Source organism: Mahella australiensis 50-1 BON (assembly GCF_000213255.1).
In the GTDB taxonomy this organism is placed as follows: Bacteria; Bacillota; Clostridia; order Mahellales; family Mahellaceae; genus Mahella; species Mahella australiensis.
Genome location: NC_015520.1, coordinates 1,872,776 through 1,887,008, shown reverse-complemented (window position 1 = coordinate 1,887,008; position 14,233 = coordinate 1,872,776). Strand labels below are relative to the sequence as shown.

Genomic DNA, 14,233 nt, shown 5'->3' with positions numbered 1-14,233 from the left:
TTAAAACTTGCAATAAAGTTTGGGAGGCATCGAGAAGTGGAGGATGCGTTCGTTATTCACAAGAGTCAGCCTTTGAAGGGCAGAATAAAGATAAACGGTTCCAAGAATGCTGTCCTGCCTATTATGGCAGCGTCATTGCTGTCATCGGGCCGCAGCATTATAGAGGGCGTACCTCTGCTGGATGATATGCGCGTTATGATGAAAATGCTGCAGCACTTTGGAGCGCGCTTAAAATTGTCCGGCAGCGTACTTTATATAGATATGGGGGACCTGGTCAGCTATCAGGCCCCCTATGAATTGATTAAAAAGATGCGGGCATCTTTTTTGGTAATGGGGCCTATACTTGCTCGTCTCGGCAGGGTAAGGATATCCATGCCGGGAGGATGTGCCATAGGGGCCAGGCCTATAGACTTACATCTTAAAGGATTAGCTGCGATGGGAGCTGAGATAAGCAACGATAAAGGATTTATAGAAGCCAGGGCCAGACGATTGAAAGGTGCTAAAATATATTTGGATTTCCCTAGTGTGGGAGCTACCGAAAATATTATGATGGCTGCTACATTAGCTGATGGTTGCACTGTTATATCCAATGCTGCTGAAGAACCGGAAATAGTAGATCTGGCTAATTTCCTCAACGCTATGGGGGCATGCGTTACAGGTGCCGGCACCGATACCATAAAGATAGAAGGGGTGGAGGAACTTAGAGGGACGAGGCATTGTGTAATACCCGATCGCATAGAAGCTTGTACCTTTATGGTGGCCGCCGCTATCACCGGCGGAGACGTTATAATAGACAATGTAATATCGGAGCATATAATGGCGGTTCAAGCCAAACTCGAAGAGATGGGCGTACAGATAATAGAGCAGGAGGATAGCATACGCGTTGCGGGGAATCCCCCTTATAAGCCCGTAGATATAAAAACGTTGCCATACCCGGGATTTCCTACCGATATGCAGGCTCAGATGATTAGTCTATTGGCTGTGACTCCTGGTACCAGTATTATAGTAGAGACAGTATTTGAAAATCGATTTATGCATGTCAACGAATTAAGGCAGATGGGCGCCAATATAAAAATAGACGGTAATATGGCCGTTATAGAGGGGGTACAGTCGCTGAACGGCAGCGAAGTCAAGGCTACCGACTTGCGCGCTGGTGCTGCGCTCATATTAGCCGGCCTTATAGCGGAGGGCGAGACCGTGGTTACCGACATATATCATGTAGATAGGGGATACATGAATTTAGAAGATCAATTGCGTGAGCTGGGGGCCGATATAGAGCGTATAAAAATTTCTCATGTTAAATCCGCAGCATCTATCATATAATATTAAATACCGATGATTATATGGGAGAGGATAAACTTGGGAAGAATAATATTATGGGTTGTTGTATTGGTCATTATTGCGACGGTCGTATTTCCGTTTATTATAGTTAATATATCTATAAACCATTTCACACCCGCCGAACAAGACCGAGCTGACGATGATAAAATAGGCATGTCGCTGGATGACATTCAGTCTATTAAAATAAACTTTTATAACGAGAAAGCCGGAAAGCTTGAAGAGATACCTTTGGAGGAGTATATTAAGGGTGTGGTGGCAGCGGAAATGCCGGCGTTGTTCGAGCCGGAAGCTCTAAAGGCTCAAGCAGTAGCAGCGCGTACGTATGCGGTAAATAAAATGAAAATTTTCGGCAAAGGGGGTTGCGATAAACATCCAGGAGCCGATATATGCAGTGACTCAGCGCATTGCCAGGCGTGGGAATCTGTGGACGAACAAAAAAAGAAATGGGGTATGTTAAATTATTACGCATACAGTAAAAAGATAGCCCAAGCCGTGGATGATACGGCGGGTGAGATAATTACATACGATGATCAACCTATATTACCTGCTTTCCATGCCATAAGCGGTGGGAAAACCGAAAACTCAGGTGACGTATGGTCGCAGAACCTGCCATACCTGAAAAGCGTTACAAGCGATGGGGAGGAGAGCGCGCCCAAGTTTACCGCCGAAAAAGATATATCTGTTCAAAACTTTATTAGCAGCTTTAAAACCCACTATCCTAACGCTAACATTAATGCAAAAAATATCAAAAACTCCATAAGCATCTTAGATACCAGCGAAGGCGGCCGGGTTAAGGATATAAAAGTAGGCGACGTTACAATAAAAGGCACAGAATTTCGCAGCATATACGATCTTAATTCTACCAATTTTAAGATATATTTTAACGGTAACAACATAAAAATAGTAACCATAGGCTATGGCCACGGCGTGGGCATGAGCCAATACGGGGCCAATAGCATGGCTAAAAATGGAAGCACTTATCAGGAGATACTTAAACACTATTATACCGGTGTGGAGATAAAAGATATAGCCAGTGTATATACCCAAAAGTAGTATGGCTATTATAATAAGTTTCCGTTACTATCGAAGGGGAGCATAAAAGGTCCGCTGACTATATCTATTTTGGGATTGGACAGGGCTTCATCCAACAATGCCTGTGATATCAATATTTCTTCGAGCTTCAAAGTGTTCTTTATACGCACCATGCGTACATTCTCCAGTACAGGCGCATTGCATGTTTTCACAGCAGCCTGTATGGCTTGCCGATCGTTTTTTAACACCATAGGCAACTTTACCGGGCCGGTTACCGTAGATGTAAGGGCATTAGGATAGGTTTGTTCCCAATCGATTTTTTCATATGCGCGCTTGGTGGTCATATCCGCCGTTCCCAGTCCGTTAGCATTTCCATGAGTAGCCTCGGTTAAATCTAGTATCACCATTTTGCTAACCGATGGGCCGCCGCTTGCGTATGGAGTGGGGTAACGACCGGTGATATTCGGGTCCATACCGTCGCCGCTGATGTTTTTGCCTATTTCATCTATAATAAGAACATCGATGGGATCAAACATTATGCAAGGCATATGTGCCTTGGCTTCATTGAGCAGTTGTGGTTCTATATCGGGGATGGTTTCGGCCGGTATAGCAATGATTTTATATGTTTCATCATATGCATTTTCCAGTACAGCCAATCCGAATAATATATTTGCTGCTGACAAAGCAGCTTTCGCGATAGCTGGCACGAACTGAGCCATATACTTAAAGCCCAAAGCATGGCACGTTTCGGCGCCTTTTTGTTTACCCAGGCCTATGGTTATCATTTTCATAAGGCCGCTTTCATAAATCCCACGAAAGGCCGTATGAGGTTTTATCCGGTTTATTATAATAATTCCATCACTGTTAAAAGCGTTTCTATCCATGTATACGGGATGGCCGTATTCGGATTGGGCTATTTCCATGACATCCATATCGGAGATTATGGGGGCATTGACAGAAGCTTCAGTAATGCCCAAACTTTCCAACACTTTTTGTTGACCAGGGCCGGTAGCCCCGCCATGGCTGCCCATAGCAGGTATGATAAACGGATATGCACCTGCTTGCTTGATATACTGTGCCAATACTTTTACAATGGTGGGCAGATTGGCTATGCCGCGACTGCCTACCGCTATTGCTATGCGTTGGCCGGGCAATATTCTGTCGATAGTGCCGGGCTTTTTGAGTTCGTCGGATATTGTATCTTCAAGGTCTGATAAAACAGGCCTGGGAAAATGCTGAGTAACCTTATAAAACGGCGGTATGTATATAGGTTCTAGTATTTCGTCTATAAACGACATAGCTTTATCGCTCCCTTCGTGTTGTATATAGTTTATCTATATAAATGCCTATTGTCAAGGTGATTGCGAAGCAATTTTTGTTGGCTCTTGACAATATTACTGTAAAGTAATAAAGTACAGATAATCAGAGGATAAAAAGGAGGATAAAGACGTGCTCGAAGGGGTCATAACACCGATAGTAACCCTATTTGATAAACAGGGATACGTTGATTATGATGCAGAATCGCATCTCGTAGAATATTTGTTAAGCAAGGGCATAAACGGAATATTGTTTATGGGTAGCACTGGCGAGTTTCCATATCTTTCAATGGATGAACGCAAAGAATTCATTGATTTTGCTGTTAAACAGGTCAATCATCGCGTAAAGGTGCTGGTGGGAACAGGCTCCACATATGGCCGAGAATCGCTTGAGTTAACCCAATATGCCTCCAAAACAGGGGCCGATTATGCTATGGTCATAACTCCTTACTATTTTAATTATGAAGATGACACATATTACCGATACTATGAGTTCTTAGCCAATAATTCGGATATCCCCATAATGATTTATAATTATCCAGCCCTTACAGGTTATTGTATTACCCCAGGCATTTTCAAAAATATCATAGAACACATACCGGCGGTGGTTGGCATAAAGGATACTATAGATAGCTTAAGCCATATAAGGGCTATTATAGATGTGGCTCAAAGTGTGCAACGGGGGGTGCATGTATTTTGCGGCTTTGACGATTATCTCTTACCCACATTAAGCCTGGGAGGGAGTGGGGTTATCGGTGGCATATCGAACTTTGCGCCCGATGTATTGGTCGGATTGTACAAAGAGTATAGAAACGGCAATATAACTGGGATAGAGCGCCAAAACAGAACGCTTTCACATCTGATGAAGCTATACGGATTGTGGAGACCGGGTTCTACCGTCATAAAGGAGGCATTATTAGCTGCCAACATAATAAGTGAGGATAATATGGCTGACCGCATACCAGCAGGCAGGATGCCGTACGATAAATTGTATGAACTTAAAACGATCTTGCGTACATACTTGTAAAAGGTGGGTGGAGGAATATATATGAACTATAAGGCGTTGATTATAAACAAAGACGATAATGTGGCTGTTGCATTGGATAACTTAAGTGCTGATGATCTTGTGGATATAAGATGTGGAGAAGACGTATTGTATTATAAAGTTATAGAAGCCATACCCAAATATCATAAATTTGCCATAATGAGTATACCGGCAAGACAGAAGGTAATCAAATACGGAGAAACTATAGGCGAGGCTACGCAAAACATTCCGATTGGAGCGCATGTGCATGTTCATAATGTCAGAAGTTTAAGGGGGTACACTGAATCATGATGTTTATGGGCTATAAAAGGAGTGACGGCAGGGTAGGGGTGCGAAATCATGTGCTAATACTGCCTGCCGTTTCATGCTCTTCGGAAACAGCTCGAATGATCTCCTATCAAGTCAAAGGCACAACAACATTTACCAACGTTCGCGGATGCGGGCAGATCGGAAATGATGCCGAACAAACCATAAAGACGCTGGTGGGCTTGGGTATAAACCCGAATGTGTACGGGGTCGTATTGATAGGCCTTGGCTGCGAGACAGCTCAACCATATATATTAGCCCAGGAAATAGAAGATAGGGGACATAAGCCTGTAAAAACGGTGATTATACAGAAGGAGGGTGGCACTGTAAGGGCGATAGCTAAAGGCGTGGAATATGCATACCAAATGGTGGAGCAGGCCTCGCTGGAGCAGAGGACTCAATGCGACAGCTCGCAATTGATTCTCGGGCCTAAATGCGGCGGTTCCGATCCCACATCGGGTATTGCTGCTAATCCAGCACTAGGCTATGCCAGCGATATGATAGTTAACGACGGAGGCACATCAATTCTTTCAGAAACGACGGAATTTATAGGTGCCGAGCATTTATTGGCCAAAAGGGCGATAAATAAAAGGGTAGCAGCTAAAATACTTGAAATAGTTTCTAATGTTGAGCAAGAGGTAAAGCGATTGGGTGTTGATTTGCGTGGCGGTAATCCTTCTCCAGGCAATATGGAAGGAGGTTTAACCACCATAGAAGAGAAGTCGTTGGGATGCATACATAAAGGCGGCTTATCGCCTATAGTAGATGTTATAGGGTATGCTGATGCGCCTTTTGCAAGAGGTTTGAATATAATGGATACACCGGGCTATGATGTAGAAGCGGTCACAGGTATGGTGGCCGGAGGGTGCCAGATAATTGCTTTTACGACTGGATTAGGCACGCCTTTAGGTAATCCCGTAGCACCTGTCATAAAGATAACCGGTAACCCGGATATCTATTCAAAAATGCTCGATAATATAGATATAAATGCAGGTACTATATTAACAGGGCAAGATACTATAGAAAGCATGGGCTTGAAAATATACGACGAAATACTTAAGGTAGCCGGCGGTAAACTCACAAAGGCCGAAATGCTCGGCTTTTGCGAGGCTGGTATATATCAAATAGCTTGCTCTGTGTGAATAAAAAAAGTAGTTGACAGCCTCAAGTTTAAAGAGTACTATGTATATAGTAAAACGTTTAACCATAAGCGACGGCAAAATAGGATTGTAGGCATTTTTTCTGTGAAATATTACGAACTTAAATAACGATGTTATCGTAAAGGGTTAAAAAGGCCCTGATGGTTAAACGTTTAATCAATGAGTGGCTCTGAGCAAAAGATGTGGAGGAAGATATATGGCTGAGGTAAAAGATGACGGAAAGGTCATCGTGCTATTTGATAACAATATAAATTGCAATTTTGATAAGGCTTCGGGTCGTTTAATATCTATGTCGGGTGCAGAGATGAAATTAGATAATTGTACGTTTGACATAGATGTAGGCTGCGATGGCGAATTTAAGTGGAATACATTGGCATTTCAGGAGTTGGATAATTTGCATACATGGGAAGTACCTGCTATCGTACCTAAAGTAGGTTCTGACAGCAGCAAAAATTTTATGGGCTTTGATAAGAGAGAAGGTACTTTAGTAGCTAATTATCAGGTTGATGGTTTGCACATTTCTATACTGTACAGTTTGGGAAACGGTGTAGTAAGAATAGGTGTCGAAGTTTCCAACAAGGGAGATCATAAGCGCATAATAAACGGTATAGCGTTTGAAATGAGCTCTAAGGTGGATGATGATGCTGAGTTTGAATTCCCCGGCAATGTACCGCATAATATTTTCAAAGTAAGTGACTTGCAAACAAATAAGGTTATACAAAGTGGCCAGATAGCTGCATTTGTTCATACATATTCTGAAGGTGGCCATTATAACGTAATATTTTTAGACCCTGAGGAGAAATGGTCTACAGGTGTATTTAGAACGGATTATAATAAAATTAAATATATAAATCTGGCGGCGGTAGAGAGCTATCTGGCTCCAGGTCAGACGTTATATTGCGGTGATATGTTCGTCCAATTGATAGGTAAAAGCAATCCGTATTTGGCTGTAAGGGAATTGTATACTAAAAATAACTGGGTACCGCCGTCTGAAGGCATAACTGATGGTGTGATGTATTCCTGTCACCCTTCCGGCACGATGGACTCGGGCTTTCCTCTTAAACGCGATTTGTTCGAATATGCAGAAGAATTGGAAGCGTTAAAAGATTTGGGAATAGATCATATATGGCTTCTTCCGATATTCGAACATGATGATAGGGGAGTATATCATCCTGGCGATATGTCAATTATAGACGAGCGCTATGGCGGAGATGATGGGGTGAAATATTTCAGCAAGAAACTTCATGACCTGGGTATGACATTGTTGTTCGATTTTGTTCCCCATGGACCGAGCATGGATGATGAATTTGCAAAACAACACATGCAATGGGCAGCAGTGGATAGAGAAGGACGTTATAAGACGGAATGGGATTGTTTGTCTTTCGATATGGCTAATCCTGAATACCAGCGTTATATAGCCGAAATGGTCAAGACACACATAGATAGATTCAATATAGACGGAAGCCGTATAGATTGCGCTATGGGGGGCTTATCCAACTGGAATCCTTATCCCGGGAACCGACCCAGTTGTTCGAATTTGAAAGGCGGGGTATCTATAACGAGGGCTATACGGGATGCTTTTATACAAAAGGACAAGAAACCTTTAATTCTACCGGAAAACTTTAATCCGCTTCCATTTTATTATACTTATACCGATGTTTTTTACGATATGCCGTTCTATAGAGTACTTATGGAATTGGATGAAGCAAATATTACAGATGAAGAATATGTACGCCGTCTGACACATTGGTTGGAGGCCGAAATGCTTAGCACACCTGAAAGATTAGTTAAATTACGCTTTCTGGGCAATCACGACACCGTATCCTGGACATGGCAGGCAAGCCGAGCGGTGGATGTATATGGTGTGGATAAGGCTAAAGCTTTATGGGCGCTTATAAGCTTTATAGATGGTATGCCTATGATATACCAAGGCGATGAAGACCCAACCATATATGGCGGGCATAGCCCAGAGCTAAGGGGATTTTTTAAAGATTTATTTAGGGCGAGAAAGCAATGGTTGGGTAATCAGTATGACGTTGCGTATATATACACAAATACATCTATCATGGCATTTAAGAGGAGCGCCGAGGATAAGAGCAGATTGATTTTAATAAACCTTTCACCTGATATTCAAAGCTGCGAATTGGATCTTGTAAAAGATAATAGCCTTGTTTATGGTTCTTGCGAGATAAATGGCTCAAAAATAACTATGGAAGGTTATGGTTATGCCATAATTAATATAAAAGGTTAGAGAGGGGGATTAACATGAATGGCATATGACGTTGAAAGAATTTTGTATTTCGTATTACATGTGGATTAAAAAATAGGAGGGTGTTTAAATGTATAGGAAATGGAAATCGATTTTGTCTTTGGCATTGGCTATTTTAATGATAATGGTTTTACTGGCGGCGTGCGGTGGTACGAAGGAAGATACTACCGATGGTCAGCAATCTGGGCAAGGACAACAGGAGCAAGGTGAGCAAACGTCTGAGGAGCAGCAAGGGGAATATGTCAAAAATGACACTACCGAAAAAACGGTAATATTCATGCCGTTTGCCAATGAATCCACTCCAGAAGGCATAGAAAAGGTCAAAAAAGCCCTGGAAGATGCTATGAAAGATACCGTGAACGTTACGCTGGACTGGGTTATAATACCGAGAGAAAATTTTGAAGAAAAGCTCAATACATTGTTGGTAGGCGGCGAACAGCTAGATGCCGGAGTAGGAGATCTGGATGATTTGTCGTCGATGAGCATGAAACCCGGATTGGTCATGCCATTGAATGATCTTTTGGATCAATACGGTAAACACTTAAAGGAGCTCATACCAAAAGAGGCGTGGGACGCCGTGACCAACAGCAAAGGCGAAATTATGGGTATACCGGCATATGCGCGTTATTATTGGCAAGGAGCGGTGATAAGGCAGGACTGGCTAGATAAATTAGGGTTAAAAATGCCTGAAACATTAGATGAGCTTGAGGCCATAATGGAGGCTTTCAAAAAGATGGATTCCAAAATAGTTCCAGCCGGTGGTCAGTCATGGTATATGGAGCCGGTCCTTATGTCAGCTTTAACTGGTGATGTTAGCCCAAACTTTGAATGGGATACATTGGATGAAAGCGGAGAAAGGGTGATCAATTCCTTCACGCATCCCAAGTATCAAGAATTTTTGAAGCTATATAACAAGTGGATAGACAAGGGTTGGTGGAATAAGGATTTTCTTGTTACAGATGATACCCAAAACGACCAGCTTTTCTGTTCCGGCAAGATAGGTATCCTGTTTACTGACCCTCATAACGCCGATCGTTATGAACGTGTATTGAAACAGACCGATCCAAACGCAAAGGTGAACTTCCTACACGTACCCAGCGGACCTGCGGGGGGACCGGCTTTCCCTATGAATAACGGCGTGGGTAGGATAGTATGGATCAATCAGAACACAAAACATCCTGAGAGAGTGGTACAGTATTTCGATTGGCTGGTGGGAGACAAAGAGCATTATACATTGGCCAAACTAGGTATAGAAGGCGAGAACTGGGTTAAAGACGGAGAGATGTGGAAGTTGCCTGAAGCAGCAGGCGGGGATCCGACCAAGCGCGGTTATTTCGATGTATTTGCGCCGCTCGACTATGAGGCGCTGATACCTCTGCGTTCGGATGAGCCTCCTATAAATAAGGAGATAGACGATTATTACAAGAGCTTGTCGGTTATAACACCGAAGCTATACGGTTTCCATCCAGATTTATCCAAAGTGATGGAGATGACGGCTACCGATCCGGCGCCGGATATATGGGCTGACATGTATAATATAGCTGCTAAAGCGCGTCCGCTATCCGATTGGCAAAAGATCTGCGACGATTTTTATAACAGCCGTGGTGCTAAGATAATGTATGACGAATTGACAAAACAATACCAGGAATGGAAGGCTAAACAAGGTAAATAAAAGGTGATGGGGCCCTATGATCATAGAGCCCCACATAAAAAAGAGGAGGAAAACAAGTGGTAGACCTCAATAAAATCGATCTTGGTAAAAACAATTCATCTCAAAAGGGATTTATATATAATATAAAACGTTATCGCAATCTATATATAATGTTTTTACCTGTAATAATATGTCTGATTTTATTCAATTATCTGCCCATGTGGGGCGTTATACTGGCCTTTAAGGATTATGTGCCGTGGCAAGGCTTTTGGGGAAGCAAATGGGTGGGATGGAATAACTTTAAGTTTATTTTAGCCAGCCCTGACTTTCCGCGTTTGATCAGAAACACACTGCTGATAAATATATATAAGATTATATGGGGATTTCCTGCTCCCATTATCTTAGCATTATTGCTTAATGAAGTGAAAAATAAGTATTTTAAAAATACCATACAGACCATATCGTATCTTCCGTACTTTATATCATGGATAGTGGTCAGCGGTATAATGTATAATCTGTTAAATACCAATTTTGGGGTAATAAACAATATGCTTCAATCTATGGGTATGGAGCCTGTACAATGGTATGGGAGAGCTGATCTGTGGCGCAGCATATTGGTTATAACTAATATATGGAAATCAATCGGCTATAGTTCTATTATATATTTGGCTGCCATATCGGGTATAGACCCTACGCTTTATGAAGCTGCAATTGTTGATGGTGCTACCCGTTGGCAACAGACATGGCATGTAACTATACCGGGTATCATGCCCACGGTTTCTATTTTGTTCATATTAGGTATAGGTGGGCTTATGTATGGCGATTTCGGCCAGATATATGCTTTGGTTGGCTACAATTCAGCGTTGTATGAAACCACTGATGTGCTGGATTTCTATATATACCGCGTGGGTATGCAAGGTGGAAGGTTCAGCATAGGTACGGCATTGGGGTTATTCCAATCGATAGTGGGGTTCATCATGGTGGTAACTACGAACTATCTGGCTAAAAAGATGGGTGGTGAAGGGATATGGTAAGAACGGTTTCGCGCAGGCGAATAAAGAATTACGATGCTACAGCGGCGCCACTCTGGTTTAGAATATTGAACGCTATATTTCTTATATTGCTTGCTTTGGTATTTCTTATACCGTTTTGGCTGGTGGCTACAGCGTCTCTTATGCCTGAGGAAGATATAATAGCTAAAGGGTTTACCTTATGGCCCTCGAGATTTACGACTTCGGCCTATGAATATCTCTTTACATCGAGTGACCAATTTATAGATGCTTTTAAGGTTACCAGTTTGTTGACGCTGGTAGGTACGGCGAATACATTGTTTTGGACATCTATGGGCGCTTATGTATTGTCCAGAAGGTATTTGCCATATAGGAATGGCTTGACTATGTTTGTCTTTATAACTATGCTGTTTAACGGCGGATTGATACCATGGTATTTGGTAGTTAAATCATTGGGCATGGTCAATACGTTCTTTGCATTATTTGTTCCCGCTACCATCAACGCATGGAATATGTTGATAATACGAAACTTCTTCATGGGTTTACCGGACAGCTTGGAGGAATCGGCGAAACTAGACGGCGCCAATGACTTTCAGGTTTATTTTCGCATCATATTGCCGCTGTCTTTGCCGATATTGGCGACTATGATCATATATATAGCTGTAGGTTATTGGAACGAATGGTATTCAGCCCTCATATTTATAACCGATAGAAGCTTATATACGCTGCAGCTTCTTTTAAGGCAGATATTGTCCACTACGACTTTGGCGGTCACAGCTCGCGGCGGCAGGAAGCAGGTTACGACATCAGCTGGATTGACACCATCTGAAAGCTTAAAGATGGCTGCGGTCATGGTATCTACTGTGCCGATACTTGTAATATATCCGTTTTTGCAGCGCTATTTCGTCAAGGGCCTGATAATAGGCTCTGTTAAAGGATAAACAGGGGGTTAAAATGAAAAGAGGAATATATTTCGACGGCTGGTACAAAAACAATCACTGTTATCATCCCAGCCTGCCCATGCGCAGCATGCAGATGATAGAAGATTTGGAGCGCTATAAGGCCGATATACTGGTTTGGTCGGCGCTTGGCGGAGGGTCTATTTCATTGCCGTATCTGGAGCATGAGGCTTACGGAGATGTCGATCCGAGGCTGCGTTTTTACGGTTATATGAATGACTCGGAGTTTATAGCTGAGTGCAATAAGCGCGGTATAAAGGTATTCGGTATAGTGTTCGAGGTCCAGGGCTGGGAATTTCCAACGTTGATAAGTGACGACGGCAGGGCTTTTCTGGGACTTAACGTATTGCGCCAAGCAGGAGAACATGATTGGTACGGATTAAGAGAGTTTACGCAGGATAAATACTACCAGATTTTTGGCAAAAAATTGCATGATTACTTCCCCGAAGGCCTATATAACAGCGACGGTCAGGAAGTAACCGATATATGGGAAGAATGCTGCGCAAGGGACTATAACGGCGTGCCGTGCCATTCGGCGTGGGTAGAAGTAAAAGGACACGAGCACATAGCATATCAGATGTGCCGCAACAATCCCGTATGGCGGCAATATCTCAAAAAGATAATGGAGATACAGATAGATGCGGGCGTGGCCGGCATACAGCTTGACGAATGTGAACTACCTATGACGTCCATACGTTATGGTGGCTGCTTTTGCAAGGATTGCATGAAGCAATTCAATGAATACTTAAAGCAACTGAAAGTTCAAGGACAGTTGCCACCCGAATTATCAGGTGTAAATCTGGATGAATTTAATTACGGGCAATATCTGAAGGAACGCAATGTTTCCTATCCACATGACTTGAACGGCGTACCGCTGTTCAAGGAGTATTGGGAATTCCAGATGCACGCCATAAAGAAATACTTTCATGAGCTTGTGGAACATGCCAAAGCATATGGTCGCAGTAAAGGCAGAGATATTCAGGTATCGGGTAATTTCTTCAATTTGATGCCACAGTACTATCCCATGGAACCGGACGTGGATGTCATCATAACCGAGATGAAGCAGACGCTTTTCAAACAGCCATATTGGTATCGGTATGCGGCAGGATTTGCAGGAGAAAAACCCATAGTGGTGGCTGAAAACCCTTATGGCGGTATAGTACCTGAGCTGGTGGAAATGCTCAATGATGGCAAAGCATATGACTTATACAGGATATTCCTGATCGAGGCGGCGGCATACGGCTGCAATATGGCCGTACCATACGGCGCGTGGATGGGAAATACCATAAAGGATGCTTTCTGGCCTCCGCGCAATGTTACCGAAGAGGTGCAAAGTTTCTTGGCGGATAACGATAGATTATACTCTAAGCGCTCCGGTGCTAACGTCTTGGTCCTATACAGTTTCCCGAGCTATTACTGGCGCGAAGCTGTGGCCGGATATTCCGACAGCATATTGGACAACAAGGAAGGCATATTATCGTACAGCGTGGCTGATATAGATGACCCGAATGGGCCCAGGCTGCCTTTTTGGGAGATTATAAAATCATTGTCCGATCACCAGGTACAATATGACGTCAAATTCATGGCAGACGGCAAGTTGCGCATCGATGATTTTGCTTTAAACGATCTGATCGGCTATGATATCATCGTGCTGCCTGATTGTTACGCATTGACGCAGAATCAGATGGATGTGCTTGAACGCTATGTTAAAGAAAATGGTAAACTGCTGATTTTTGGTAGAGCGCCAAAGGATATAGATGCGGCGATATACTGCCCGGATGACCAAAGTAAGGCAGTTGCGGTTGCCAAGTTCTACGAAACATTTAAGCCCATATATGACGGCGTATGGCGCATCAAAGCGGATGATCCAAATGTAGGCATACAAATGCATAGAACGGATAGCGGCACAGCGGTCCACATTATAAATTATAACTATTCCAAAGAGAATGACAGGGTTGCCGATATAGAACGGCTTAAATTAACCGTACGGAACATTATCGGCAAAAACGTAACGGTACATGTCCTCGGCGGCCGTCCGATTGAGTATAATGTTGATAATACGGACATTGGCATGGACATCGAACTATATAATGTACCATTATATACCATAGTTGAAATATCGCAGTAATGCATAGGGAGTCTTA

At 42.9% G+C, this 14,233-nt stretch carries 11 protein-coding genes; 10 read left to right on the top strand and 1 reads right to left on the bottom strand.

From position 1 onward, the window contains the following. Nucleotides 1-36: 36 nt before the first annotated feature. On the top strand, nt 37-1,323 hold the full coding sequence (gene murA / locus MAHAU_RS08875) for a UDP-N-acetylglucosamine 1-carboxyvinyltransferase (protein ID WP_013781391.1): 1,287 nt from the start codon (nt 37-39) through the stop codon (nt 1,321-1,323). Between the two features lie 36 nt (nt 1,324-1,359). Next, entirely contained in the window at nt 1,360-2,394 is a 1,035-nt protein-coding gene (gene spoIID / locus MAHAU_RS08870; RefSeq protein WP_013781390.1) for a stage II sporulation protein D, read from the top strand. A gap of 8 nt (nt 2,395-2,402) precedes the next feature. Here spoIID and MAHAU_RS08865 read toward each other — a convergent pair whose 3' ends face one another. Next, nucleotides 2,403-3,671 (bottom strand): nickel pincer cofactor-dependent isomerase, group 22, encoded by a 1,269-nt coding sequence (locus tag MAHAU_RS08865; RefSeq protein WP_013781389.1) that lies wholly within the window; start codon nt 3,669-3,671, stop codon nt 2,403-2,405. Between the two features lie 151 nt (nt 3,672-3,822). Here MAHAU_RS08865 and MAHAU_RS08860 point away from each other — a divergent pair, with 151 nt between their 5' ends. The 8 genes from MAHAU_RS08860 (at nt 3,823) to MAHAU_RS08825 (ending at nt 14,217) form a co-directional block, all read left to right on the top strand. Continuing rightward, nucleotides 3,823-4,716 (top strand): dihydrodipicolinate synthase family protein, encoded by an 894-nt coding sequence (locus MAHAU_RS08860; RefSeq protein ID WP_013781388.1) that lies wholly within the window; start codon nt 3,823-3,825, stop codon nt 4,714-4,716. A gap of 21 nt (nt 4,717-4,737) precedes the next feature. Further along, the gene (locus MAHAU_RS08855; protein WP_013781387.1) at nt 4,738-5,025 is read left to right on the top strand and encodes a UxaA family hydrolase; all 288 of its coding nucleotides are present in this window, start codon (nt 4,738-4,740) and stop codon (nt 5,023-5,025) included. Next, a complete protein-coding gene (locus tag MAHAU_RS08850; protein ID WP_013781386.1) occupies nt 5,022-6,182 on the top strand; it encodes a UxaA family hydrolase in 1,161 nt (386 codons plus the stop codon). Before MAHAU_RS08855 ends, MAHAU_RS08850 begins: the two co-directional genes overlap by 4 nt. A gap of 214 nt (nt 6,183-6,396) precedes the next feature. After that, nucleotides 6,397-8,451 carry an alpha-amylase family glycosyl hydrolase gene (locus MAHAU_RS08845; protein WP_013781385.1) on the top strand — a complete coding sequence of 685 codons (2,055 nt, stop codon included), beginning with the start codon at nt 6,397-6,399 and terminating at the stop codon, nt 8,449-8,451. 88 nt (nt 8,452-8,539) lie between these two features. Beyond that, complete coding sequence (locus MAHAU_RS08840; protein WP_013781384.1) at nt 8,540-10,141, top strand: extracellular solute-binding protein; 1,602 nt, start codon at nt 8,540-8,542, stop codon at nt 10,139-10,141. A 56-nt stretch (nt 10,142-10,197) separates the two neighbouring features. Next, the gene (locus tag MAHAU_RS08835) at nt 10,198-11,154 is read left to right on the top strand and encodes an ABC transporter permease (RefSeq protein ID WP_013781383.1); all 957 of its coding nucleotides are present in this window, start codon (nt 10,198-10,200) and stop codon (nt 11,152-11,154) included. After that, entirely contained in the window at nt 11,148-12,071 is a 924-nt protein-coding gene (locus MAHAU_RS08830; protein ID WP_013781382.1) for a carbohydrate ABC transporter permease, read from the top strand. Before MAHAU_RS08835 ends, MAHAU_RS08830 begins: the two co-directional genes overlap by 7 nt. A gap of 13 nt (nt 12,072-12,084) precedes the next feature. Further along, the gene (locus tag MAHAU_RS08825; RefSeq protein WP_013781381.1) at nt 12,085-14,217 is read left to right on the top strand and encodes a type 1 glutamine amidotransferase family protein; all 2,133 of its coding nucleotides are present in this window, start codon (nt 12,085-12,087) and stop codon (nt 14,215-14,217) included. The last annotated feature ends 16 nt before the right edge of the window (nt 14,218-14,233 follow it).